The sequence below is a fragment of the Streptococcus mitis genome (assembly GCF_005844455.1).
In the GTDB taxonomy this organism is placed as follows: domain Bacteria; phylum Bacillota; class Bacilli; order Lactobacillales; family Streptococcaceae; genus Streptococcus; species Streptococcus mitis_BF.
In genome coordinates, this window is sequence record NZ_SPGF01000005.1 from 31,807 (window position 1) to 56,196 (window position 24,390).

The 24,390-nt window shown below is 42.1% G+C and carries 20 protein-coding genes and 2 pseudogenes; 14 read left to right on the top strand and 8 right to left on the bottom strand.

Translation table 11 applies throughout. The annotated features are described in order from the left end of the window. Positions 1 to 194: 194 nt before the first annotated feature. On the bottom strand, positions 195 to 944 hold the full coding sequence (locus tag FGQ53_RS01910) for a lysophospholipid acyltransferase family protein (RefSeq protein ID WP_138335353.1): 750 nt from the start codon (positions 942 to 944) through the stop codon (positions 195 to 197). 325 nt (positions 945 to 1,269) lie between these two features. Further along, positions 1,270 to 2,436, bottom strand: a pseudogene (locus FGQ53_RS01915) (IS30 family transposase). Positions 2,437 to 2,620: 184 nt separating this feature from the next. On the opposite strand from FGQ53_RS01915, the gene FGQ53_RS01920 reads away from it, so the two are divergent. Continuing rightward, entirely contained in the window at positions 2,621 to 4,957 is a 2,337-nt protein-coding gene (locus FGQ53_RS01920; protein ID WP_138335384.1) for a cation-translocating P-type ATPase, read from the top strand. A 304-nt stretch (positions 4,958 to 5,261) separates the two neighbouring features. Here the strand turns inward: FGQ53_RS01920 and FGQ53_RS01925 are convergent, their stop codons facing one another. After that, a complete protein-coding gene (locus FGQ53_RS01925; protein ID WP_138335355.1) occupies positions 5,262 to 8,408 on the bottom strand; it encodes a DEAD/DEAH box helicase in 3,147 nt (1,048 codons plus the stop codon). Positions 8,409 to 8,645: 237 nt separating this feature from the next. On the opposite strand from FGQ53_RS01925, the gene FGQ53_RS01930 reads away from it, so the two are divergent. The 5 genes from FGQ53_RS01930 (at position 8,646) to FGQ53_RS01950 (ending at position 13,313) form a co-directional block, all read left to right on the top strand. Next, entirely contained in the window at positions 8,646 to 9,323 is a 678-nt protein-coding gene (locus FGQ53_RS01930; protein ID WP_138335356.1) for a tRNA (adenine(22)-N(1))-methyltransferase, read from the top strand. Beyond that, complete coding sequence (locus FGQ53_RS01935; RefSeq protein WP_138335358.1) at positions 9,310 to 10,107, top strand: Nif3-like dinuclear metal center hexameric protein; 798 nt, start codon at positions 9,310 to 9,312, stop codon at positions 10,105 to 10,107. Before FGQ53_RS01930 ends, FGQ53_RS01935 begins: the two co-directional genes overlap by 14 nt. 16 nt (positions 10,108 to 10,123) lie before the next feature. Continuing rightward, on the top strand, positions 10,124 to 11,227 hold the full coding sequence (locus FGQ53_RS01940) for an NAD(P)/FAD-dependent oxidoreductase (RefSeq protein ID WP_171019058.1): 1,104 nt from the start codon (positions 10,124 to 10,126) through the stop codon (positions 11,225 to 11,227). A 99-nt stretch (positions 11,228 to 11,326) separates the two neighbouring features. Beyond that, positions 11,327 to 12,346, top strand: a complete 1,020-nt coding sequence (galE, locus tag FGQ53_RS01945) for a UDP-glucose 4-epimerase GalE (protein ID WP_138335362.1) — start codon at positions 11,327 to 11,329, stop codon at positions 12,344 to 12,346. After that, positions 12,330 to 13,313 (top strand): glycosyltransferase family 2 protein, encoded by a 984-nt coding sequence (locus tag FGQ53_RS01950; RefSeq protein WP_171019059.1) that lies wholly within the window; start codon positions 12,330 to 12,332, stop codon positions 13,311 to 13,313. The genes galE and FGQ53_RS01950 overlap by 17 nt, the downstream gene beginning before the upstream one ends. Before the next feature lie 50 nt (positions 13,314 to 13,363). Here the strand turns inward: FGQ53_RS01950 and FGQ53_RS01955 are convergent, their stop codons facing one another. After that, on the bottom strand, positions 13,364 to 13,570 hold the full coding sequence (locus FGQ53_RS01955) for a ferredoxin (RefSeq protein ID WP_171019060.1): 207 nt from the start codon (positions 13,568 to 13,570) through the stop codon (positions 13,364 to 13,366). A 45-nt stretch (positions 13,571 to 13,615) separates the two neighbouring features. On the opposite strand from FGQ53_RS01955, the gene FGQ53_RS01960 reads away from it, so the two are divergent. From FGQ53_RS01960 to FGQ53_RS01995, 8 genes are all read left to right on the top strand, one after another. After that, positions 13,616 to 14,092: an SAG1386/EF1546 family surface-associated protein gene (locus FGQ53_RS01960; protein ID WP_138335366.1), complete on the top strand. Its 477-nt coding sequence runs from the start codon at positions 13,616 to 13,618 to the stop codon at positions 14,090 to 14,092. An 8-nt stretch (positions 14,093 to 14,100) separates the two neighbouring features. Continuing rightward, positions 14,101 to 14,772, top strand: coding sequence for a (d)CMP kinase (gene cmk / locus FGQ53_RS01965; RefSeq protein ID WP_138335368.1), 672 nt, complete (start codon positions 14,101 to 14,103; stop codon positions 14,770 to 14,772). A gap of 130 nt (positions 14,773 to 14,902) precedes the next feature. Beyond that, on the top strand, positions 14,903 to 15,241 hold the full coding sequence (locus FGQ53_RS01970; RefSeq protein WP_001061590.1) for a zinc ribbon domain-containing protein YjdM: 339 nt from the start codon (positions 14,903 to 14,905) through the stop codon (positions 15,239 to 15,241). Positions 15,242 to 15,243: 2 nt separating this feature from the next. Beyond that, complete coding sequence (locus FGQ53_RS01975) at positions 15,244 to 15,873, top strand: Pr6Pr family membrane protein (RefSeq protein ID WP_084930454.1); 630 nt, start codon at positions 15,244 to 15,246, stop codon at positions 15,871 to 15,873. Between the two features lie 124 nt (positions 15,874 to 15,997). Further along, positions 15,998 to 17,149 (top strand): MFS transporter, encoded by a 1,152-nt coding sequence (locus FGQ53_RS01980; protein WP_138335370.1) that lies wholly within the window; start codon positions 15,998 to 16,000, stop codon positions 17,147 to 17,149. Positions 17,150 to 17,248: 99 nt separating this feature from the next. Beyond that, positions 17,249 to 17,998, top strand: coding sequence for a tRNA pseudouridine(38-40) synthase TruA (gene truA, locus FGQ53_RS01985; RefSeq protein ID WP_138335372.1), 750 nt, complete (start codon positions 17,249 to 17,251; stop codon positions 17,996 to 17,998). Beyond that, positions 17,988 to 18,761, top strand: a complete 774-nt coding sequence (locus FGQ53_RS01990; RefSeq protein ID WP_138335374.1) for a bifunctional hydroxymethylpyrimidine kinase/phosphomethylpyrimidine kinase — start codon at positions 17,988 to 17,990, stop codon at positions 18,759 to 18,761. Before truA ends, FGQ53_RS01990 begins: the two co-directional genes overlap by 11 nt. Continuing rightward, positions 18,739 to 19,200, top strand: a complete 462-nt coding sequence (locus tag FGQ53_RS01995) for an ECF transporter S component (RefSeq protein WP_138335376.1) — start codon at positions 18,739 to 18,741, stop codon at positions 19,198 to 19,200. The genes FGQ53_RS01990 and FGQ53_RS01995 overlap by 23 nt, the downstream gene beginning before the upstream one ends. Positions 19,201 to 19,455: 255 nt before the next feature. On the opposite strand, the gene FGQ53_RS02000 is transcribed toward FGQ53_RS01995, so the two are convergent. The 4 genes and pseudogenes from FGQ53_RS02000 to FGQ53_RS02015 form a co-directional block, all read right to left on the bottom strand. Further along, on the bottom strand, positions 19,456 to 20,538 hold the full coding sequence (locus FGQ53_RS02000; protein ID WP_138335379.1) for a M24 family metallopeptidase: 1,083 nt from the start codon (positions 20,536 to 20,538) through the stop codon (positions 19,456 to 19,458). Positions 20,539 to 20,665: 127 nt separating this feature from the next. After that, positions 20,666 to 21,448: a lipid II isoglutaminyl synthase subunit GatD gene (gene gatD / locus FGQ53_RS02005; RefSeq protein ID WP_138335381.1), complete on the bottom strand. Its 783-nt coding sequence runs from the start codon at positions 21,446 to 21,448 to the stop codon at positions 20,666 to 20,668. Then, a complete protein-coding gene (murT, locus tag FGQ53_RS02010; RefSeq protein ID WP_138335383.1) occupies positions 21,448 to 22,791 on the bottom strand; it encodes a lipid II isoglutaminyl synthase subunit MurT in 1,344 nt (447 codons plus the stop codon). The genes gatD and murT overlap by 1 nt, the downstream gene beginning before the upstream one ends. 210 nt (positions 22,792 to 23,001) lie before the next feature. Beyond that, a pseudogene (locus tag FGQ53_RS02015) lies at positions 23,002 to 24,348 on the bottom strand (FAD-containing oxidoreductase). Positions 24,349 to 24,390: the final 42 nt, after the last annotated feature.

Genomic DNA, 24,390 nt, shown 5'->3' on the forward strand with positions numbered 1-24,390 from the left:
TGAAACAAGATGTGAACAAATCGATTAGGAAAATAAAATTAATTTCTAGAAATATTTTAACAGTTATAACGTACTATTCCAGATTCAATCTACTATAAAATAAACCAGATCTTCTCCCTTCGGGGAGATTTTTTCTTTTGCATGGATTTTTCATACATATGAAAAACCTTGGCCGTTTGACCAAGGTTAGCTTTTTAACCAAGTTTTTCTCTTTTCTTATCTGGATTCCAGATGAAGCTTGCGATAAAGCTAAAGATGATGGTTAAGATAGCAAGGATAATTGCAAGGATGAGAGCAGGGATGCGGACAAACCACCAGAGTGGGTTTGGTTTTTTATCATTATGCCATTGTTTGGTTTCTTCATCCAGACGTTGGAATTCTGTTTGGATACGATTGGCGACTGTTTCAATGCCTTCATCATTCATTTTCTTGATATCTGAGATATCGATTGGATTTCCAAAGTTCATATCGACACGTTCACGGCTAACTAAGCCCTTCAAAGTCATGGGACCTGTGTAGGTAACTGGCATGATACGGACCTTGGCCATTTTGGCAATCAGGGCTACGCCACCTTTTACATCATTTGAGTGACGGCTTCCACTTGGAAACATGATGAGAGAGCGGTCGCTTTTTTTGAGGACATTAATAGGGTATTTGATGGCAGAGGCGCTTGGGTTTTCCCGATCGATAGGAAAGGCACCACACATGCGAATCCACCAGCCAAAGATACGGTTGGTAAAGAGCTCTTTTTTAGCCATAAAGATGAACTGTTTTGGCTTGGTCGCAAAGGCCATATAAACAGGATCCCACCAGGTGCGATGAGGAGCAACCAGAATATAATTTTCATCTTGCTTGGGAATTTTATCAGTATTATGATAATGGGCATTGCCATTGATGGACCATAGGAGCAATACAACCAATCCACGTAAATAAGTATAAAACATGCGTTCTCCTTCGATTCTTTTCTTGTTATTATTATACCTTATCAAAGGAGGGCTGGCAAACTTTTCCCTTGACGGTAAATTCCCAAACTAACTTCCACCGCTAATCCAAGTGGAAGTTAGTCTGATAAAAATCGTAAAAACCAGTGGAAATCCGTGTCAGGGTAAGTTCCACTGGTTTTACTAATGCTTGATTTCATCGCTTTTGTAGCCAAAATGAATCGAAAAAAAGAGCGCACAAAATCCCCTCATCTGAAAGCGTTTCAGATTAAGTTCCGCTATGGTGGAAGTTAGTGTGAGACGTTTGAATGGGGTTAAAGGTTAGTTTTTAGAACTTATGTTGGAGTAATTTAGAAGACTGGCAGACGTCTTCTGCAGGTATTTTAGAAATGCCGAGAAGCTTAGGAATCTCTTCTCCATAGGTAAAGGCAAAGAGCTCATAGGCTGACTTTCCATTCAAAGCAGCACGTTTGACACTGTTGACATGAGAACAAACGAGATTGATGTCCTTCTGAGTTAAGTTGTCAAAAGAAGTTCCCTTAGGTAGAATGTCTCAAATTAGTGTGTGATTTTTCTCAATTCTCCCTTTCTGGTCAGAGCGATTAGGATCACAAAAGAAGAGTTTACTCTCTCGTCGCACATCCATTTCGATATCATCGACTCTGGCAAACTCTCCACCATTATCGGTAAGAATGACAGGAAAGAGTTGGAAGAAATCTTTATCCGCTTCATGAAGAGTGTTCTTGATGGTATAGAGGTGTTTGGTAACCTCAAGGGCAGCTTTATTATCCAGAAGCCTAGCGAAGATAAAGTTACAGAAAGATAAATTGAAGGTGAGTAGGACTTTACCTCCCATCCTCCCCAGAACTGTGTCCATTTCCAGCCAAGAGTCTAGTTGATTCAGTACTAAATAGTTTTGGAAATCCTCATAGGAACGGCCTTTTTTAGCTTCTTTAGGGATGGAAGGTAGCTTACTTTTCCGTCTTTCTTTGAATTTAACAGCTCTGGCTAGGTCAATAGGAGCGATAGATAGGTATCCTTTTCGGATATGTCGATAGACGGTTGAGGAGCTGACATCGAGGTTATGAGTTTTGAGGATATGATAGATGTGTTGTCCCTTTTTAACACCATCAGAAATGACTTTGTCCATGTCCCAGAAGGTCTTGGAATTGAGAGGAGTTCCTTCACGAGCTTCGACAAGAGTTTGTTCGTACTGCTTTTGAGCTTGTTTAGCGAGGTAGAAGATCTTCTTATAGCCACAATTCTGTCTTCTTTTAGGGCAGCCGTTACAGACAAAGGGAGCCTTGTCGAGTAGAGGGCGAGGAAGGTTATCGCATGTAGACTCTCGGACTTGTCTGTTTCGTTTGACTTCTTTGGAAACAGTAGTTGGGTCTTTTAGAATGGCTTGTCCGATAGCTTTGAAGGTTTCACCGCGCTCTAAACCTAGCTGGATATCGTTACGGTCTGAAAGGGTAAGATGTTTATGTTTTGTCATAGTAGACCTCATTTCTAACTCAAACGTCTCACACTTAATTCCACCATAAAAATCCGTTTTAGACTAATTTCCACTTCGGTTGGGCAAGTGGAAGTTACTTTGAGAAGTTACGCTTTTCCCTTGACTAGGTGCATATTTGGGATGAGATTAGAATTCTTTTAGAAAAAATGATATGATAGAATTTATGGATGAAAATAAGATTATGGGATTAACCCAAAGAGAAGTCAAGGAAAGACAGGCTAAGGGCTTGGTCAATGATTTTACTGCTTCGGGCAGTACTAGCACTTGGCAAATCGTTAAACGCAATGTCTTTACCCTTTTTAACGCTTTGAACTTTGCCATTGCTTTGGCACTAGCCTTTGTGCAGGCTTGGAGCAATCTGGTCTTCTTTGCTGTTATCTGCTTTAACGCTTTTTCTGGGATTGTGACCGAGCTGCGGGCTAAACACATGGTGGACAAGCTCAATCTCATGACCAAGGAAAAGGTCAAAACCATTCGTGATGGCCAGGAAGTGGCTCTGAATCCTGAAGAATTGGTGTTAGGAGATGTGATTCGTCTGTCTGCTGGGGAGCAAATTCCTAGTGATGCCCTCGTTTTAGAAGGTTTTGCGGAAGTCAATGAAGCCATGTTGACGGGAGAAAGTGATTTGGTGCAAAAGGAAGTTGATGTCTTGCTTTTGTCTGGAAGTTTCCTAGCTAGTGGCGCAGTTTTGGCTCAAGTTCACCATGTCGGGGTAGACAACTATGCTTCCAAACTCATGCTGGAAGCTAAGACAGTGAAACCGATCAACTCCCGTATCATGAAATCGCTGGACAAGCTAGCTGGTTTTACTGGGAAGATTATCATTCCCTTTGGTTTGGCCCTCCTGCTAGAAGCCTTGATGTTAAAAGGCTTGCCTCTCAAGTCATCCGTTGTAAATTCATCGACAGCCCTTTTGGGGATGTTGCCTAAGGGAATTGCCCTTTTGACCATTACTTCACTCTTGACTGCGGTGATCAAGCTGGGCTTGAAAAAGGTCTTGGTGCAGGAGATGTACTCTGTCGAGACCTTGGCGCGCGTGGATATGCTCTGTCTGGACAAGACGGGGACCATCACCCAAGGAAAGATGCAGGTGGAGGCGGTTCTTCCTCTGACTCAAGCCTACGGTGAAGAGGCTATTGCCAGAATCCTGACCAGCTACATAGCCCATAGTGAGGATAAGAATCCAACAGCTCAAGCTATTCGTCAGCGTTTCCAAGGACAGATTGCCTATCCTATGCTTTCGAATCTTCCTTTCTCTAGCGACCGCAAGTGGGGTGCTATAGAATTGGAAGGTCTGGGGACAGTTTTCTTAGGGGCACCTGAGATGTTGCTGGACTCTGAAGTCCCAGAAGCCAGAGAGGCTTTGGAGAGAGGATCACGTGTCTTGGTTTTAGCCCTCAGTCAGGAAAAACTAGACCACCACAAACCACAGAAACCATCTGATATTCAGGCTCTAGCCTTGCTGGAAATCTTGGATCCCATTCGAGAAGGAGCAGCAGAGACGTTGGACTATCTCCGTTCTCAGGAAGTGGGTCTCAAGATTATCTCTGGTGACAATCCGGTCACTGTGTCCAGCATTGCTCAGAAGGCTGGGTTTGTAGACTATCACAGCTATGTAGACTGTTCAAAAATAACGGATGAGGAATTGGTTGCCATGGCTGAGGAAACAGCCATTTTCGGACGGGTTTCCCCTCATCAAAAGAAACTCATCATCCAAACGCTGAAAAAAGCGGGTCATACAACAGCTATGACAGGGGACGGGGTCAATGATATCCTAGCCCTTCGTGAGGCGGATTGTTCCATCGTGATGGCGGAAGGGGATCCTGCTACTCGTCAGATTGCTAATTTGGTTCTTTTGAACTCGGATTTCAATGATGTTCCTGAGATTCTCTTTGAAGGTCGTCGTGTGGTCAATAACATTGCCCATATCGCACCGATTTTCTTGATTAAGACCATCTATTCCTTCCTGTTAGCAGTCATTTGTATTGCTAGTGCTTTATTAGGACGGTCTGAGTGGATCTTGATTTTCCCTTTCATTCCAATTCAGATAACCATGATCGACCAATTCGTGGAAGGTTTCCCACCATTCGTTCTAACTTTTGAACGAAATATCAAACCTGTTGAGCCAAACTTCCTCAGAAGATCCATGCTTCGTGCCCTACCAAGCGCACTGATGGTCGTGTCCAGCGTACTCTTTGTGAAAATATTTGGAAGTAGCCAAGGTTGGTCTGAGTTAGAAATTTCAACTCTCCTCTATTATCTACTGGGGTCAATTGGTTTCTTGTCCGTATTTAGAGCCTGCATGCCATTCACTCTCTGGCGTGTCCTCTTGATTGTTTGGTCAGTAGGAGGCTTCCTAGCCACAGCTCTCTTCCCAAGAATTCAAAAACTGCTTGAAATTTCGACCTTAACAGGACAAACACTGCCTGTCTATGGGGTTATGATGTTGGTCTTTACCGTGATTTTCATCCTGACTAGTCGCTACCAAGCTAGAAAATAAAGAAAGACTGCAATCTGTGGATTGCGGTTTTCTTATACGACTAGTCTATCGTAAATCTGATGTGCAAGACCAGGGTGCCTATTATCTACTGATGAATCCAATAGCAACTTTCAAGCCTGCTTGTATCGAGGCAGCAGATTCATATTCAATGAAAATCAAAGTGCAAACCAGGTCAGTTTTATCCACCACCTCAAAACAGTGTTTTGGTCTGACTTCGTCAGTTCTATCTGCAATCTCAAAGCAGTGCTTTGAGCAACCTGTGGCTAGCTTCCTTCCTAGTTTGCTCTTTGATTTTCTTTTTCATTTATTCAACACCCAAGATTTCTTTAATATCATCAACGCTCAGATTGCTTCTACTTTCTTGTCCTTCAAGGACGGTGTTGAAGAGTTCTTTTTTACTTTCTTGGAGTTCTTGGATTTTTTCCTCGATGGTTCCAAGGGTGATGAGACGATAGACATCTACTTGTTTGGTCTGGCCAAGGCGGTGGCTTCGACCGATGGCTTGCATCTCGACTGCTGGATTCCACCAGAGGTCACAGAGGATGACGGTATCAGCTCCTGTTAGATTCAGTCCTGTTCCACCTGCTTTTAGGGAAATGAGGAAGCAGTCTTTTTCCCCTTGATTGAAGAGATTGACCATTTCTTGACGTTTATCTGAAGGTGTTTGTCCTGTTATTTTAAAGTGAGACATTTCTTTTTTCTCTAGTTCTTGCTCAATGAGATCAAGCATAGAGGTGAATTGTGAAAAGATAAGTGGTCGTGATCCTTTTTCACGAATAGTGTCCAGAAGCTCGAATAAGCTGTCCATTTTTCCACTATCTCCTTTGTAGTCTTCTAAAAAGAGAGTAGGGGTATTACAGATTTGTCTAAGTCGGGTCAGTCCTGCTAAGATTTCAATTTTATGACGTTTAATCTCATCAGCGCTGGCCCCTGCAACCATTTCTTGCATGCGTCGAAGTTGAGCTAGATAGAGCGTTTTTTGTGAACTGCTAAGTTCATTACTGTAGAGGTGCTCGTTCAGTTCAGGCAATTCTGTCAGAACTTCGTCTTTTTTCCTACGCAGGACAAAAGGTTGAATCAGTTTAGCAACGAGTTGAGGTGATAATTTTGAAAATTCCTTTTTACTTGGTAGGAGACCTGGTAATACTATCTGGAAAATAGACCAAAGCTCTTCGAGACGGTTTTCGATAGGAGTTCCAGATAAGGCATAGCAGGTTTTGACATCAAATTCTCTTAAAGCTTGTGCTGTTTTGGTCTGACTATTTTTTATCATCTGTGCTTCGTCTAAGATGAGGTAGTCGTAAGACTGCTTTTGATAGTGTTCAAGGTCAGATCGAAAAGATGGGTAGCTTGTAATAGTGATAGTGCCAGATTTTTCGATTTGCTTGATACGCTCAGTTTTTGTGCCATAGGCTACTTCAACCTGTTTGTGAGGTACAAATTTTCGGAATTCTTCCTTCCAATTATAAAGAAGGCTTGCTGGAGCTAGGATAAGAGCTTTCTGGTCTGGTTTAAGGTTGGCTTCCAGAAGAGTGATGGTTTGCAAGGTTTTCCCTAGCCCCATGTCGTCCGCCAGGATTCCCCCAAAATGATAATGATCCAGCATACTCAGCCACTTGACTCCTTCCTTTTGATAGGAGCGAAGTTTGGCCTTGACTTCATAAGGCTTGATATCAAATTCTTCAGGGTGGGTCAGATCATAAGCCATCTTTTTGAAATCACGAGAAAAATTGACATGTTCATTGTCTTTGAAGGTTTCAGAAAGGCTAAAGGCACGAGATTTGTGCATCTTGATTTTTCCGTCTGAAAATTTAGCACGAAGATCTTGGAGACTTTGGGCAACCTTGAGACTTTCATCGTCAAAGACTAGAACCTTTCCTTGCTTGGTTTGGTAGTGGCTTTCTTGATTCCATAAAGCTTGGATAGCTTTTTCAACCTCATCTTCTGAAATCATAGAAAAATCAAACTGAACTGAAAGGAAGCCCTCGTCGTCAAAAATGTCAATAACAGCAGGATCGTCTACTAAGAGTTTTTCAAGGGATTCATCTAGTTGAACTTGACCCAGAGTACGAAAACGAGGTAGTTCTTTTAGGAAGAAATCAACGAGTTTGATTTTAGAAAGACTATGAAATTCCTCTTTGAAACCAGCAGAAAGCAGTTGATGATAGATTTTTCTGGCTTTGCTAGCTTGGTAAGTATAGGGGAGGGTTAGGAGATCTTGTTTAGAATGGGCTTGCTTTTCTCCAAATGACCACACCATGTTGAGGGCAATTTCATTTCTAGTCTTGGAGAAGGCAAAGGTGGGGATAAAGTCATGGATTTGTAATTCATCTGGAATACTGATAGGAACATAGTTTGAGATGATATTACAGATTTGCATGAGTTCAGCCTTATTTTCCTGTGAAAAGATAAGAGGAGAACGTTCTTGATAATGATAGATCCAAGTAGCTAATTTATCTAAAAAGTAACGGTGCTCTTTTTTGATGATGTGGAAGTGATTGTGTCGAATCCAAAGTTTTTCTTGAATAATGAAACCAAAATAAGCTGTATTGATGATTTCATAGTGGTTATCAGATTTGACAACTTTAAAAATTTCTTCTTCTGGGATAAAGGGACTATCATCTAAGAATATAAGAGGGTATTCGGCTTTTGAGGTTACATATTGGAAGACATCCAAAGATTGAAAAAGTGGCACGAGGTCGTTTAAATAGCTAACAGGAGTCTCTAAATAGCGTCCGCAATCTCTAGGGCTAATGCCATAACTAAAGCTGAGATGAGAATATTCATTTCTATCGATGAAATATTTTTTGATATAGAGGAGTAGGTTTTGAGATGCTTGGTTAAACCGATCCAAGGATAATCTGATTGTCCCGATTTTCTGTGAAACAAAGTAATCTTCCTGTTGGAAAATGAGAAAAATGAAATGAGCTATATCCTTGATAACATAGGCACGAGAAGCCTGTTCTACCTGTAGTTTTAAGGTCCAGGATAGGCTATGATTTCGGATTTCGACTTGTCCATGAAGGGCAAGTGAAGGCGCCGTAGCTTTTTCTTCTACCAGTTCATCTTGGAGCTCTTCGGATGGCAAGGTAGGAATTAGTTGGCTGGCAAAACTTGGTTTATGACTCGCTTTACCAATGCGTTCTTGAATAACTTGGGGGAGACTACGAAAGTAGAGATCCATGGCAACCCAGTGTTTACAGACTCCCTGATTTTGGAAATCCTTACATTCGCAATGAAAGCCAGTCAAATCGAAGTGCTCCATATTGGTCAGGATGTTGGGCTCCAGATGCATGGCAATACCATCATAGGTATTGGGGTGCTTAAAATATTCTTTATTTTCAGTATCAAAGTAGTTTTTTATCTGTTGAAAAATAGCTCGTCCATCCATTCTCATACGAGCAGGTAGTCTATCGGGAACCGTCATTGAAGTAACCTCTGTTCTAATCATTCTTTTCTCTATATTATCAGATTTTATAGGAAAAGAATAGACTTATCTTACATAAATTGCATCTTGATGGGGATTGGAAAAAGAAAGAGTTTCTCTTGAGTGTAAATCTCTCAAGTGAATCCATCTATTGCGTTAGGTCATTGAAATTTCTCTCGCTTGAGGTACTTATATTACTGGAAAGTTGAGGATTGAAATGTGGTATAATAAGAGGTAATAGAGTTTGGAAAGTGAGAGAAAATGATTTCAAAGAGATTAGAATTAGTGGCTTCCTTTGTGCCACAGGGAGCCATTTTACTAGATGTGGGGAGTGACCATGCTTATCTGCCTATCGAGTTAGTTGAGAGAGGACAGATCAAAAGTGCCATTGCAGGTGAGGTGGTGGAAGGTCCCTACCAGTCTGCGGTTAAAAATGTTGAGGCTCACGGCTTAAAGGAGAAAATCCAAGTTCGTTTAGCTAATGGTCTGGCAGCCTTTGAAGAGGCTGACCAAGTCTCTGTCATCACCATCGCTGGTATGGGTGGCCGTTTGATTGCTAGGATCTTAGAAGAAGGCTTGGACAAGCTGGCTAATGTAGAGCGTTTGATTCTCCAGCCTAATAATCGTGAAGACGACTTGCGCATTTGGTTGCAAGACAATAGTTTTCAGATTGTAGCAGAAAGCATTTTAGAAGAAGCTGGTAAATTTTATGAAATTCTAGTTGTGGAAGCGGGACAAATGAAGTTATCAGCCAGTGATGTCCGCTTTGGATCTTTCTTGTCCAAAGAAGTCAGCCCGGTCTTTGTCCAAAAATGGCAAAAAGAAGCTGTTAAGCTAGAGTTTGCCCTCGGACAAATTCCAGAAAAAAATCTGGAAGAACGTCAAGTTCTAGTAGATAAAATTCAAGCCATCAAGGAGGTTCTCCATGTTAGCAAGTGAAGTCATTAAACGTTATGAAAACTTTTGTCCTCAAGAATTTTCTATGGAGGGGGATAGTCGTGGTCTGCAAATCGGCACATTGGACAAGGATATCCAAAGGGTCATGATTACCCTCGATATTCGAGAAGAGACGGTGGCAGAGGCCATTGAAAAGGGAGTGGATTTGATTATCGTCAAGCACGCGCCGATTTTCCGTCCTATCAAGGACTTGGTAGCTAGCCGTCCACAAAATCAGATTTACATTGATCTCATCAAGCATGACATCGCAGTTTATGTTAGCCATACCAATATTGACATCGTTGAAAATGGTCTCAATGACTGGTTCTGCCAGATGCTAGGTATGGAGGAAACGACTTATCTGCAGGAGACAGGCCCTGAACGTGGGATTGGTCGTATTGGAAATGTTCAGCCTCAGACCTTTGGGGAATTGGCCCAGAATGTCAAGCAAGTCTTTGGTCTAGATAGTCTGCGAATGGTGCATTATCAAGAGAGTGATTTGCAGAAGCCTATTTCAAGAGTGGCTATCTGTGGCGGAAGCGGGCAGTCTTTCTATAAGGATGCTTTAGCAAAGGGGGCAGATGTCTACATTACTGGCGATATATATTATCATACTGCTCAGGATATGCTGTCTGATGGCTTGTTGGCATTGGATCCAGGTCATTATATCGAAGTGCTTTTTGTGGAAAAAATTGCAGCACTTCTTACTCAATGGGAGGAAGAAAATGGCTGGACAATCGATATTGTACCTAGTCAAGCATCGACCAATCCTTTCCACCATATCTAGTTAGAAAGTGAAAAGAATGAAAAAAGTTGCCATTATCGGAGCAGGAATTGTGGGAGCAACAGCTGCCTACTACCTCTCAAAAGAAAGTGACCTAGAGGTGACCGTTTTTGACCATGGACAAGGTCAGGCTACCAAGGCAGCAGCAGGAATTATCAGTCCTTGGTTTTCCAAACGTCGCAATAAAGACTGGTACAAGATGGCGCGCTTGGGTGCTGACTTTTATGTGGATTTATTGGCTGATTTAGAGAAATCAGGGCAGGAAATTGACTTTTACCAGCGTTCGGGAGTCTTTCTCTTGAAAAAGGATGAATCCAAGTTGGAAGAACTCTACCAACTAGCCCTTCAGCGCAGAGAAGAATCTCCTTTGATAGGGCAATTAGTCATTCTGGACCAAGCATCAGCTAACGAATTATTCCCTGGCTTGCAGGGATTTGACCGCCTGCTCTATGCTTCTGGTGGAGCGAGAGTAGATGGTCAACTCTTAGTGAATCGTCTGCTAGAAGCCAGTCACGTCAAGCTGGTCAAAGAAAAAGTGACTCTGACACCTTTAACATCCGGTTATCAGATTGGTGAAGAGGTGTTTGAGCAGGTTATTTTGGCGACGGGAGCTTGGTTGGTGGACTTGTTAGAACCCTTGGGTTATGCTGTGGATGTCCGTCCTCAGAAAGGACAGCTCCGAGATTATCAGCTTGCCCAAGATATGGAAGCTTACCCTGTTGTTATGCCAGAAGGGGAGTGGGATTTGATTCCTTTTGCAGGTGGGAAATTATCCCTAGGCGCTACTCATGAAAATGACATGGGATTTGATTTGACGGTAGATGAAACCTTGCTCAAACAAATGGAGGAGGCAGCTTTACCTCACTACCCAGCCTTGGCAGGAGCGAAATCATCAGGTGAGCGCGTGGGCATCCGTGCCTATACAAGTGATTTCTCACCTTTCTTTGGGCAAGTACCTGGCTTAGCAGGTGTCTATGCGGCTAGTGGACTAGGTTCATCAGGCCTCACAACGGGTCCTATCATTGGCTACCATCTAGCCCAACTTATCCAAGGCAAGGAATTAACTTTGGACCCAGTAAACTACCCAATTGAAAACTATGTCAAACGAGTAAAAAGCGAATAAGAATTTTACTGAAATTTTAGCTTCCCCTCTAGGATGGCAAATGACATTCCCTATCAAAAATGGTAAAATAAGAAAAAATCCGAGAATCGAGGAACAAAGATGCAAGAAAAGATTTTGGTAACAGGTGGAGCAGGTTTCATCGGAACCCACACTGTTATTGAGTTAATCCAAGCAGGTCATCAGGTTATTGTGGTGGATAACCTTGTCAACAGCAATCGCAAAAGTTTAGAAGTTGTTGAAAGAATCACAGGAGTTGAAATTCCTTTCTATGAGGCAGATATCCGTGATACTGATACTCTCAGAGATATCTTTAAGCAGGAAGAACCGACTGGTGTGATTCACTTTGCTGGTTTGAAGGCTGTTGGAGAATCTACCCGTATTCCTCTTGCCTATTATGACAATAATATCGCTGGAACTGTCAGTCTTCTAAAAGCTATGGAAGAAAACAACTGTAAAAACATCATTTTCAGTTCTTCTGCGACAGTTTATGGAGATCCGCATACAGTGCCAATCTTGGAAGATTTCCCACTTTCAGTGACCAATCCATATGGCCGTACTAAACTCATGTTAGAGGAAATTTTGACGGATATTTACAAGGCAGACTCAGAATGGAATGTGGTCTTACTTCGTTACTTTAACCCAATTGGAGCCCATGAGAGTGGTGATTTGGGAGAAAATCCAAACGGTATTCCAAACAACCTCTTGCCATATGTGACTCAAGTAGCCGTTGGAAAATTAGAGCAAGTGCAAGTGTTTGGAGATGATTACGATACGGAAGACGGAACTGGTGTTCGTGATTATATCCACGTTGTCGACTTGGCTAAAGGTCACGTTGCAGCTCTGAAAAAAATTCAAAAAGGTTCAGGTCTAAATGTTTATAACCTTGGGACAGGTAAAGGTTACTCTGTTCTTGAAATTATCCAAAATATGGAAAAAGCAGTGGGGCATCCGATTCCTTACCGCATTGTAGACCGTCGCCCAGGTGACATCGCAGCCTGCTACTCAGACCCAGCAAAAGCCAAAGCAGAACTCGGTTGGGAAGCAGAACTAGATATCACCCAAATGTGTGAAGACGCATGGCGTTGGCAAAGTAAGCATCCAAATGGATTTGAAGACTAAGATGGGGATGTCAATCATTGTCCCCTGTCTAAACGAAGAGGAAGTACTTCCTCTTTTTTATCAGGCTTTGGAAGATTTACTTCCAGATTTGGAAACAGAAATCGAGTATGTCTTTGTCGATGATGGATCGAGTGATGGGACCTTGGAACTCTTAAGGGTCTATCGGGAACAAAATCCGGCAGTGCATTATATTTCTTTCTCTCGAAATTTTGGCAAAGAAGCAGCCCTCTATGCAGGCCTGCAGTATGCGACAGGAGATCTGGTGGTGGTAATGGATGCGGACCTTCAAGATCCTCCTAGTATGTTGCTTGAGATGAAAACTTTACTGGAACAAAATACAGACTTGGACTGCGTAGGAACACGGAGAACCAGTCGGGAGGGAGAACCCTTCTTTCGCAGTTTTTGTGCTAATCTTTTTTATCGCCTCATGCAAAAAATTAGTCCAGTAGCCTTACCGTCAGGTGTCCGTGATTTTCGCATGATGAGAAGGTCTGTGGTCGATGCCATTTTAAGTTTGACTGAGTCCAATCGTTTTTCAAAGGGACTCTTTGCTTGGGTCGGCTTTAAAACCCACTATCTGGATTATCCTAATGTAGAAAGACAGGCTGGCAAGACCAGTTGGAGTTTTAGGCAACTCTTTTTCTACTCCATTGAGGGTATTGTAAATTTTTCAGATTTTCCCTTGATTATAGCTTTTGTGGCTGGTATCCTATCTTGTTTTATTTCTCTGCTCATGACCTTTTTTGTTGTGGTTCGGACCCTTATTTTGGGCAATCCGACATCAGGTTGGACCTCTCTGATGGCTGTTATTCTATTTCTTGGTGGTATTCAACTCTTGACCATTGGGATTCTCGGCAAGTATATTAGTAAGATTTATCTAGAGACCAAAAAAAGACCACTTTATCTCATCAAAGAAAAAAGTGACCTTCCTGATTTTATAGAAAAAAATAGAGAGAAAAGACTATAATTTTACATGGAAATGTGCTAAACTAGAGGGAGTGGATTGTCGACATTGATTTAGGCTTCCTGATTTCCAATCAGGGCGCGAGTTGGGCAATTTTTAACAGCCTCTAAGACGTCCTGATTCGGAGAAATTTCTTTTTCCAGTTGATCAGGATCATCGTAAAAACGTACGATTCCATTATCGTGGTAATCAAATAATTCAGAATAAGTTTGGCAAAGCCCACAGGCGATGCATCGTTCAGGTATAAGTGTGATTTTCATATTTATATTGTAATAAGAAAAGTTAAAAAAAACAAGGAGTAAGGTATGGCAAAAGAACCGTGGCAAGAAGATATTTATGAAAACCAAGAAGAAACAAGATCAGAACGTCGTAAGAGAACTCAAGGTAGAGATGTAGTAGCCAATCGTGTTTTGACAATCCTAGCCAGTATTTTCTTTGTAATTGTGGTGGTGATGATTATTGTTCTCATCTATCTATCATTGGGTGGGAGTAATCGCACAGCAGCCTTGAAAGATTTTCACGATTCAGACGCAAATGTAGTACAGATTTCATCTTCTAGTAGCTCCCAGACTGAACAGAGTTCAGAATCAGAATCTTCTTCTGAGCACTCGGAGGAAACTACAGATTCAGAAGGGACGACAAAAGTCTTGGCTGGAGAAGGAGAAGCAGCTATTGCAGCTCGCGCTGGGATTTCGATTGCTCAGTTAGAGGCCTTGAATCCTGGGCACATGGCTACAGGGTCTTGGTTTGCTAATCCAGGTGATGTTGTAAAAATCAAATAGGAGTTGATATGAAAACAATTCAAATTGCTATTGACGGCCCTGCTTCAAGTGGTAAGAGTACGGTCGCGAAGATTATTGCCAAGGATTTTGGATACACCTACCTAGATACAGGTGCTATGTATCGTGCAGCGACCTATATGGCTCTCAAGAACCAATTAGGAGTTGAAGAAGTTGAAGAGCTCTTAGACTTATTGGACCAGCACCCAATTAGTTTTGGACGTTCAGAAACTGGAGACCAGCTTGTTTTTGTGGGAGATGTGGATATTACTCATCCTATCCGTGAAAATGAAGTAACCAATCATGTTTCTGCTATTGCAGCAATTCCTCAAGTGCGTGAGAAACTAGTTTCTCTCCAACAAGAGATTGCCCAGCAAGGTGGAATTGTCATGGACGGTCGTGATATTGGAACTGTCGTATTGCCACAAGCAGAGTTGAAAATTTTCCTAGTAGCCTCTGTTGATGAGAGAGCAGAGCGCCGTTACAAGGAAAATGTTGCCAAGGGAATTGAAACAGACCTTGAAACTCTAAAAGAGGAAATTGCTGCGCGTGACTACAAAGATAGTCATCGTGAGACTTCACCTCTCAAACAAGCAGAGGATGCTGTCTACCTTGATACAACTGGTTTGAATATTCAAGAAGTAGTTGAAAAAATCAAAGCAGAAGCTGAAAAAAGAATGTAGATGTTGGAAAGCCGATAGATTGATATCGGTTTTTTTCTAAATTTGTCAAAATACTGATTTTAAGGTATAATAGTTGCTGTTCGAGAAATTTTGATTTTCAAAGAATAGTGAATGATTATAAGGAGAAACCATGAACAACCTACCAAATTGCCCAAAATGTAACTCAGAGTATGTCTACGAGGACGGTGCCTTACTGGTTTGCCCAGAGTGTGCTCACGAGTGGAATCCTGCTGAAGTTGCAGAAGTAGAAGAAGGTCTTGTCGCTATCGATGCCAACGGAAATAAATTGGCTGACGGTGATACTGTAACCCTCATCAAGGACTTGAAAGTAAAAGGTGCGCCGAAAGATTTGAAACAAGGGACGCGCGTGAAAAATATCCGCATCGTAGAAGGCGACCACAATATCGATTGTAAGATTGATGGCTTTGGTGCCATGAAACTCAAATCAGAGTTTGTGAAGAAAATTTAAGTATGTCAAAGCACTATAAACTAGTATTTTATAGCCGTATCTTCTTGTTTCTAGCGGCTTTTACGGGAGTTTATCTTGAAATCGCCAAGCATGGTGGATTTGGGATGCTTCTCTATTATACGGTTCTGTCAAATCTGTTAGTAGCGATTTTTACGCTCTATCTCCTAAAGGTTATGAGCCGTTTAGGTGAAAACTGGCAAAGGCCAAGTCTCTTGCGCTTAAAAGGTGGGGTTACCATGAGTATCATGATTACTTGTGTGATTTACCATTTCCTCTTAGCGCCCATTGCGACTAATTTCTATACTCTGGAAAATTTCCTTTGCCACTATATCGTTCCCCTTTGGTTTTTAGCGGATACCCTCTTTTTTGACAAACAGGGTCAATACAAGATTTGGGATCCAGTTGTGTGGACGATTTTACCCTTGCTGTATATGATTTTTGCTCTTTTTAATGGCTTGGTACTGAAACTAGACATTCCTAATTCTAAGGTTAGTCCTTTCCCTTACTTCTTTTTAAATGTGAACAAGGGGTGGGATGTCGTGTTCAAGTGGTGTCTGATTATCTTTGTTGCCTATATGGTGGCAGGATTTATCTTCTACTTTATTAAGCAAATTAAGAGAAAGTCATCCTAAGACACAAGGGATTCATTTTCGAGTTTAAGAAGGAGTCTACAAACCAATGAGACTTCTTCTTTTCTTGCTTTTTTTGATAACTATCAAAAAATAGAAGATTAAGAGAAAGATAGAAAGAGATTTCATGAAACAATTTTTAGAACGGGCCAGTATTTTGGCTCTCTCCCTCGTTTTGATTACCTCCTTTTCGATTTCAAGTGCCCTACCAGCCATGTTTGACTATTATCAAGGTTATCATAAGGAACAAATTGAGCTTTTGGCGAGCTTGCCTTCCTTTGGAATCATGATCATGTTACTACTAAATGGTTTCTTAGAAAAAATATTCCCTGAGCGCTTACAGATTAGTTTGGGCTTGCTGATTTTATCACTGAGTGGAACGGCTCCCTTCTGGTATCAAGCCTATCCTTTTGTCTTTGGAACACGGATTCTCTTTGGTTTGGGTGTTGGGATGATCAATGCCAAGGCTATTTCCATTATCAGTGAACGTTATCAAGGAAAAACACGAATTCAGATGTTAGGGCTACGTGGCTCTGCAGAGGTCGTTGGGGCCTCTCTCATTACCTTGGCAGTCGGCCAGTTGTTGGCCTTTGGTTGGACAGCTACCTTCTTAGCTTATAGTGCTGGATTTTTGGTGCTGACTCTTTATCTGCTCTTTGTCCCTTATGGAAAGGAAAAAAAAGAAGTCAAGAAAAAAGCGAAGGAAGCAAGTCGCTTAACTCGGGAAATGAAAGGCTTGATTTTTACCCTAGCTATAGAAGCAGCAGTGGTAGTTTGTACCAATACGGCTATTACTATCCGTATTCCAAGTTTGATGGTGGAAAGAGGACTGGGGGATGCCCAGTTATCTAGTTTTGTTCTTAGTGTCATGCAGTTGATTGGAATTGTGGCTGGGGTGAGTTTTTCTTTCTTGATTTCTATCTTTAAGGAAAAATTGCTCCTCTGGTCTGGTATTACCTTCGGCTTAGGGCAAATTGTGATTGCTTTATCTCCATCCTTGTGGGTGGTAGTGGCAGGAAGCATTTTGGCTGGTTTTGCCTACAGTGTAGCCTTGACGACGGTCTTTCAACTTGTCTCTGAACGAATTCCAGCTAAACTCCTCAATCAAGCAACCTCATTTGCAGTTTTAGGCTGTAGTTTCGGAGCTTTCACAACCCCATTCGTTCTAGGTGCGATTGGATTACTAACTCACAATGGGATGCTGGTCTTCGCCATTTTAGGATCCTGGTTGATTGTAACCTCTATCTTTGTTATGTACTTACTTCAAAAGAGAGCTTAGGATTTGTTTCCTAAGTTTTTCTTTTTGGAGCTTTTGTACCCGGACAATTATATATTTTCTAGCTTGTTACGAGACTAATTTCTTGATAGAATAGAAGTTATGACGAGATATAAAGCAACTATTTCCTATGATGGTTATGCCTTTGCTGGCTTTCAGCGCCAGCCTCATGCGCGGAGCGTTCAGGAAGAAATTGAAAAAACCTTGACTAGATTGAATAAGGGGCAAGCCATTATCGTTCACGGTGCTGGTAGGACTGATAGTGGGGTTCATGCTTTGGGACAGGTCATTCATTTTGACTTGCCTTATCAAATGGATGAGGAGAAACTTCGATTTGCTCTGGATACCCAGTCCCCTGAAGATATTGATGTGATTTCAATTGAGCTTGTGGCGGATGATTTTCATTGTCGTTATGCCAAGCACAGCAAGACCTATGAGTTTATCGTGGATAGGGGCCGTCCTAAAAATCCGATGCGCCGTCACTATGCTACTCACTTTCCTTATCCGCTTGATGTAGAGCGGATGCAGGAGGCTGTTAAGAAATTAGAAGGAACCCATGATTTCACAGGCTTTACAGCCTCTGGAACCAGTGTAGAAGACAAGGTTCGTACCATCACAGAAGCTAGTCTCAGGGTTGATGAGACAGGACAATTTTTGACCTTTACCTTTTCAGGAAATGGTTTCTTGTATAAGCAGATTCGCAATATGGTGGGGACGCTGCTCAAAATCGGCAATAATCGTATGCAAGTGGAGCAGATTGACCTCATCTTGGAGAAAAAGGACAGGCAACTTGCAGGTCCAACAGCAGCACCAAATGGCTTGTATTTAAAGGAGATTCGTTATGAAGAATAATCGTATTTTAGCACTTTCTGGAAATGATATTTTTAGTGGCGGTGGATTATCGGCTGATTTAGCCACTTATACTTTGAACGGCTTGCATGGTTTCGTAGCTGTGACTTGTTTGACAGCCTTGACAGAGAAGGGGTTTGAAGTCTTTCCAACTGACGATGCCATTTTTCAACATGAATTGGATAGTTTGCGTGATGTGGAGTTTGCAGGGATTAAGATTGGCCTTCTCCCTACTGTTAGTGTAGCTGAGAAGGCCTTGGACTTTATCAAGCAGCGCTCAGGAGTGCCTGTGGTATTGGACCCTGTCTTGGTCTGCAAGGAAACGCACGACGTGGCTGTTAGTGAGCTCTGCCAAGAGTTGATTCGCTTTTTCCCTTATGTCAGTGTGATTACGCCTAATCTCCCAGAAGCAGAATTATTGGCTGGTCAAGAGATCAAAACCTTGGAAGACATGAAAACTGCAGCGCAGAAATTGCATGACTTGGGAGCACCAGCAGTCATTATCAAGGGAGGCAATCGCCTTAGTCAGGACAAGGCTGTAGATGTCTTTTATGACGGACAAACCTTTACAGTCCTAGAAAATCCTGTCATCCAAGGCCAAAATGCTGGTGCAGGTTGTACCTTTGCCTCAAGCATTGCCAGTCATCTTGTTAAAGGTGATGAACTTTTACCAGCAGTAGAAAGCTCGAAGGCTTTCGTTTACCGTGCCATTGCACAAGCAGATCAATATGGAGTAAGACAATATGAAGCAAACCAAAACAACTAAAATCGCCCTTGTATCTCTATTAACCGCCCTTTCTGTGGTTCTAGGTTATTTCTTAAAAATCCCGACACCAACAGGTATTCTAACTCTCTTAGATGCGGGTATCTTCTTTGCGGCCTTCTACTTTGGTAGTAAAGAGGGGGCTGTCGTTGGAGGTCTAGCAGGTTTCTTGATTGACCTCTTATCAGGCTACCCTCAGTGGATGTTCTTTAGCTTGATCAACCATGGCTTGCAGGGATTTTTCGCAGGATTTAAAGGCAAAACTCAGTGGCTAGGCCTTATGTTGGCAACTATTGTCATGGTGGGGGGCTATGCCTTGGGTTCAACTTTGATGAATGGCTGGGCAGCAGCTCTACCAGAAATCCTACCAAATTTCATGCAAAATATTGTAGGGATGATTGTGGGATTTATTCTTAGTCAAAGTATCAAGAAGATGAAGTAAAGAGGCTGAGTCAAAAGTCTTCAAAATCAGAAAAACGCATAATATCAGGTGTTGAAAAGCCTTGATATTATGCGTTTTATTGTGGGAAGATTTTATACTCTTCGAAAATCTCTTCAAACCGCGTCAACGTCGCCTTGCCGTAGTATATGTGACTGACTTCGTCAGTCTTATTTACAACCTCAAAACAGTGTTTTGAGCAACCTGCGGCTAGTTTCCTAGTTTGCACTTTGATTTTCATTGAGTATTAGATGAATATTAATCAAAATAAAGCAAGTCTTTGCTGGTGCTTGTAAAGAGGTCAAAACCATCCTTGGTTACAACACCGCAGTCTTCGATACGGACACCGACTTTACCAGGAATGTAGATACCTGGTTCAACAGAGAAGCACATGCCTTCTTCGATGACCATGTCATTTCCTTCCATGATAGATGGGAATTCGTGGACATCCATACCGATACCGTGACCGAGACGGTGGTTGAAGTACTCGCCATAACCAGCTTTTTCGATGACTTCACGGGCAGCGCGGTCCACTTCATGGGCAGTCACACCTGGTTTGATAAAGTCAAGGGCAGCTTGTTGGGCTTCAAGGGTCAAGTTGTAAATATCTTTCTTGAATTGGTCTGGTTTGCCGACAGCGACTGTACGAGTCATATCTGATGCATAGCCATTGACCATAACACCCAGGTCAAAGAGGAGAAGGGCGTCTTTTTCGACCTTGTTTGCACCAGGAATTCCGTGTGGATTTGCAGCATTGTCACCAGTCAAGACCATGGTATCAAAACTCATTTCATAGCCTTCACGCTTTAAGGCAAAGTCGATTTGGGCGATGATATCTGTCTCTGTTTTATCAAGAGAGATATTGTCAAAACCAACTTTTACAGCTTTATCAGCGTAGAGCCCTGCAACCATCATTTTTTGCACTTCGTCAGCTGATTTGATGAGGCGCATGCGTTGGATGCGAGGAGTGAGATTTTCAAACTCAGCAGTTTCAAAGACAGATCTTAAACCGTGGTATTTAGTCAAGATGAGGTTATCAAACTCAACTGCTACACGTTTGAAATCAAGCTGTGGCAAGGCATTTTGGATTTTCTTCCAAGGATTTTCAGAGTCCACATAACCAACAACTGGGAAAGAGACAGTGCTTGTTGCGCGCTCAACCTCAAGGGCTGGAACAAAGAGAAGTGGTTCCTGGTCTGCAAGGACAAAGAGGAACATTTGGCGTTCGTGTGGATCACTGTAAAAACCAGTGAGGTAATTAATAGTGACGGGGTCAGATACGACAGCGACGTCTAGTTTTTCTGATTCAAGATATGTTACGATTTGTTGTAATTTAGACATATGCTACCTTCTTTCTACCCCTCTATTTTGGCAAAAAAAGAGAGAAAATGCAAGGGAGAAGGGTAAAAGAACAGGCAAAAAGAACTCCGACATGATAGCGGAGTTCTTTGATATAGTTTTCTTTAGTTTAAGAAAAGTCTGCCTTACTTTTGACGTCACTGTATTCTTCAGCGATTTCTTGACTGAGAATGTCCTCATAGGCAGGGAGTTGGATGTCCTGACCGTATTTTTTCCGGAGGGCAGTAGTAACCAGGCGATAAGCTAGATTGGCATTGCGAGAGAGGATAGGTCCGTGGAAGTAGGAACCAAAGACATTCTTATAATGAACCCCTTCGCCGACCTTTTCCTCGTTGTTTCCATTTCCATAGACAACCTGTCCCAGCGGTTTTTGGTCATCTGAGAGGAAGGTACGTCCCTGGTGATTTTCAAATCCATAGTAGGTTTCATCAAATTCTTCATTATGGATCTTGATGTCACCGATAAAGCGGTTATTAGTCTGGTTGAGGGTGTAGTGACCCATGACACCGAGCCCTTCGATACGTTTACCTGAAGCTTCAACATAATATTGCCCCAAAAGTTGAAAACCACCGCAGATGGCTAGAACTACTCCGTCGTTTTGGATGTAGTTGTCAATACTCTCTTTTTTAGCAGGTAGGTCGTCTGCAATGATACTCTGTTCAAAGTCTTGACCACCACCGAAAAAGGCGATGTCGTAGTGATTTTCATCGAAATCATCATGAAGTGAAACGATGTCAACGGTCACATGGGCTCCCAGTTTTTCAGCAACATACTTGAGCATGAGGATGTTGCCATTGTCCCCATAGGTATTCATGAGGTTACCGTAGAGGTGGGCAATGTTGAGCTGATAGGGGTAATTGCCAGATTTTGAGGAAAGTGAAGTATAAACCATTAGTTCATCTCCTTTCTAACAATCTGACGACTAGCCAGCAGTTCGCGGAATTCAAGCATAGCAGTATAGGTAGCCAGGATATAAGCATGCTTGCAGTCTTGGTTCTCAATGGTCTTGAGAACTTGCTCCAGACTACTTGTTTCAGTGATTTTCTCAGCTGGATAGCCTGTTACTCGTAGACGACGAGCAATTTCAGAATGGCGAACACCGCCAGCGTTGATTTCGGAAATATCCATCTCAGTGATTTGTTCAAAATCAGCATCCCAGATCCAGCTGGTATCAATTCCGTCTGCATAGTTAGCATTAAGGAGAACCGATAGACTAAATGGATAAGGTGCTAGTTTAATCATCTCGATAGCTTGGGTTGCACCGACTGGATTTTTAATCAAGACAAGGGTACATTCCTTGTCCCCGATATGGAAGGTTTCTTGACGTCCAAAGACAGCACGGCTCTTATCAAATCCCTGCTTGATGAGTTGCGAATCTGCACCGAGGAAACGGGCGATGGCCACAGCAGCTAGGGCGTTGTAGATATTGTAGAGACCACCGATTTGAATACCGTATTCTTGTCCGTCAATGACAAAGCGAGAGCGATTGTTGGTCAACTCAACCAATTCTGTCAAGCGATAGTCTAAATCAGGACGTTTACATCCACAACCTTCACAGATATAGGCACCCAAATTTGCATAGGTATTATGCTCATATTTGAGGATTCCTTGGCAGTCAGGGCAGAGGATTCCTTCGGTATTGTAGTGAGCCAGTTGGGCTGGCCCTTTCTCCAAGTCAAAACCAAAATACTGTATAGGATTTTGGAAAGATGGTTTGTAGAAAAGTGGGCTGTCACCATTGAGAAGAACAGTGGCAGTTGGAACTTTCCGAATAGCATCCAATATCATGTTATAGGTAGTATAGATTTCACCGAAACGGTCCATCTGGTCACGGAAGATATTGGTGATGACGAAGAGACTTGGCTGGATGTAGTCACAGATACGAGATAGACTGGCTTCATCAATTTCTAAGACGGCAATATTTTTTCCGGTTTTAGAAGATTTGGCTGTTAAGAAGGTTGTCGCAATCCCTGTAATCATGTTGGCACCGCTTGGATTGGTCAGAACTTGACCATAAACCTCTTTTAAAATGCCGACAGTGAGGGCAGTTGTCAGGGTTTTTCCATTTGTTCCAGTGACCACGACAATCTCGTAGTTCTTAGCTAGGTTTTGTAAAATATCTTTATCAAATTGAAGGGCGACTTTCCCTGGGAGCGTACTTCCACGTCCAAGACGGCTCAAAACGAAGTGGGAAGAACGCCCAGCAAGAAGGCCCAAAGTAGTTTTTAATTTCATGTTTCTATTATATCATAAAAGAGGGAAAAGACAGATTTGAGATTTCGCAGAAGTAAAAGAGGCTGGGCAAAAACTCAATTTTAGGAGAAAATCAAGTAAATCTTCCCGCAATAAAACGCATAGTATCAAGGTTGTTCAATACCTGATACTATGCGTTTTTATGATTTTAAAGACTTTTTGCCCAGTCTCTCAATACGATTAAATCTCAACTTAAATCGCAAACAAGTCATTCAAGTTCTCAGCCAAGGTTGGGTGAGTGAAGATTTGTTTTGTGAAGTAAGTGTAAGGAATCTTGTTGTCCATAGCAACAGTGATGATGTTGATGATTTCTTGAGAACCTTCTGAGAAGATGCTTGCTCCAAGACTTTCTTTTGTTTCAGTATTGACAACAGCTTTGAAAGCTCCGCGAAGGTCTCCATTTACGTGACCACATGGCATTGCTACAACAGGGATTTCCTTGACAGCGTATGGAAGTTTCAAATCAGCTGCTTGACTTTCAGTCAAACCAACTTGTGAAAGTGCAGGTGTGATGAAAAGAGTATTTGGTACATTGAGACGATCTTCGAGTGTGTAGCTGCCATCACCAGCGAGGTAGCTATAAACAACACGGAAGTCATCAAGTGAAATGTAAGTAAATTGAAGGCCACCGTTGACATCTCTAACTGCAAAAACACCAGGAACGTTTGTTTGACAGTGTTTGTCTACTTTAATAGCACCACGTTCAGTCAGTTCAATATCTGTGTTTTCGAGATGAAGAGGTTCAACATTTGGTTTACGTCCAGTTGCGTAGAGAAGGGCATCGAAACGATAAGTTTCGTTTCCAGTTACGACAAGGACTTGGTCACCGTCGTTTTTGATTTCAGTAGTACGGATGTTTTGAAGCAATTCAATACCGTCTTCTTCCATGTATTGTTTAGCAAGAGCTGCGATGGAAGGTTCTGCACGAGGTAGGAAAGTATCCAAGGCATCTAGGACGGTAACCTTGCTTCCAAGTTTGTTGTAAAGACCAGCAAATTCAAGACCGATGTTTCTGCCACCAAGGACACCAAGTTTTTCAGGTAATTTGTCCAAGTTTTGGATACCTGTTTAGTCAAAGACGTTTTTGCTTGTAGCAAGTCCAGGGATTGGCAAGACGTTTGAAACAGCACCAGTGTTGATGACGATTGTTTCAGTAGTCAGTTCTTGTTTTTCATCACCAGCTTGGATTTCGATGACTTTATTTGAAAGGAAGTGAGCTTCCGCATCAAAGATATCTACGCCTGTACCTGCAACAGTAGCATAGTTTTTACCGTTGAGGCGACTAGTGATGGTATTTTTGGTAGCAATGACTTCTTCAAAAGACAAATCTTTCTCAGCAGCAACTAGCAAGGTTTTGGTTGGGATACATACGATGTTGATACAAGTTCCACCGTACATAGCTTTGCTACGTTCAACGAGGGCCACTTTTTTACCAGCTGAAGCCAATTTACCAGCTAGTGTTTTTCCAGCTTTACCAAATCCAATAACGATTAAATCATATGTTATACTCAATTGTTTCCAAAAAGCAACTTTGTCCATTGTCTGCTGACAGTGGACTTTAAAACACTTTTTTCCAATCCT

Bases quoted from the DNA above. Each gene is read 5' to 3' on its own strand.
- FGQ53_RS01910 (WP_138335353.1), bottom strand. From the start codon at position 944: ATGTTTTATACTTATTTACGTGGATTGGTTGTATTGCTCCTATGGTCC.
- FGQ53_RS01920 (WP_138335384.1), top strand. From the start codon at position 2,621: ATGGATGAAAATAAGATTATGGGATTAACCCAAAGAGAAGTCAAGGAA.
- FGQ53_RS01925 (WP_138335355.1), bottom strand. From the start codon at position 8,408: ATGATTAGAACAGAGGTTACTTCAATGACGGTTCCCGATAGACTACCT.
- FGQ53_RS01930 (WP_138335356.1), top strand. From the start codon at position 8,646: ATGATTTCAAAGAGATTAGAATTAGTGGCTTCCTTTGTGCCACAGGGA.
- FGQ53_RS01935 (WP_138335358.1), top strand. From the start codon at position 9,310: ATGTTAGCAAGTGAAGTCATTAAACGTTATGAAAACTTTTGTCCTCAA.
- FGQ53_RS01940 (WP_171019058.1), top strand. From the start codon at position 10,124: ATGAAAAAAGTTGCCATTATCGGAGCAGGAATTGTGGGAGCAACAGCT.
- galE (WP_138335362.1), top strand. From the start codon at position 11,327: ATGCAAGAAAAGATTTTGGTAACAGGTGGAGCAGGTTTCATCGGAACC.
- FGQ53_RS01950 (WP_171019059.1), top strand. From the start codon at position 12,330: ATGGATTTGAAGACTAAGATGGGGATGTCAATCATTGTCCCCTGTCTA.
- FGQ53_RS01955 (WP_171019060.1), bottom strand. From the start codon at position 13,570: ATGAAAATCACACTTATACCTGAACGATGCATCGCCTGTGGGCTTTGC.
- FGQ53_RS01960 (WP_138335366.1), top strand. From the start codon at position 13,616: ATGGCAAAAGAACCGTGGCAAGAAGATATTTATGAAAACCAAGAAGAA.
- cmk (WP_138335368.1), top strand. From the start codon at position 14,101: ATGAAAACAATTCAAATTGCTATTGACGGCCCTGCTTCAAGTGGTAAG.
- FGQ53_RS01970 (WP_001061590.1), top strand. From the start codon at position 14,903: ATGAACAACCTACCAAATTGCCCAAAATGTAACTCAGAGTATGTCTAC.
- FGQ53_RS01975 (WP_084930454.1), top strand. From the start codon at position 15,244: ATGTCAAAGCACTATAAACTAGTATTTTATAGCCGTATCTTCTTGTTT.
- FGQ53_RS01980 (WP_138335370.1), top strand. From the start codon at position 15,998: ATGAAACAATTTTTAGAACGGGCCAGTATTTTGGCTCTCTCCCTCGTT.
- truA (WP_138335372.1), top strand. From the start codon at position 17,249: ATGACGAGATATAAAGCAACTATTTCCTATGATGGTTATGCCTTTGCT.
- FGQ53_RS01990 (WP_138335374.1), top strand. From the start codon at position 17,988: ATGAAGAATAATCGTATTTTAGCACTTTCTGGAAATGATATTTTTAGT.
- FGQ53_RS01995 (WP_138335376.1), top strand. From the start codon at position 18,739: ATGAAGCAAACCAAAACAACTAAAATCGCCCTTGTATCTCTATTAACC.
- FGQ53_RS02000 (WP_138335379.1), bottom strand. From the start codon at position 20,538: ATGTCTAAATTACAACAAATCGTAACATATCTTGAATCAGAAAAACTA.
- gatD (WP_138335381.1), bottom strand. From the start codon at position 21,448: ATGGTTTATACTTCACTTTCCTCAAAATCTGGCAATTACCCCTATCAG.
- murT (WP_138335383.1), bottom strand. From the start codon at position 22,791: ATGAAATTAAAAACTACTTTGGGCCTTCTTGCTGGGCGTTCTTCCCAC.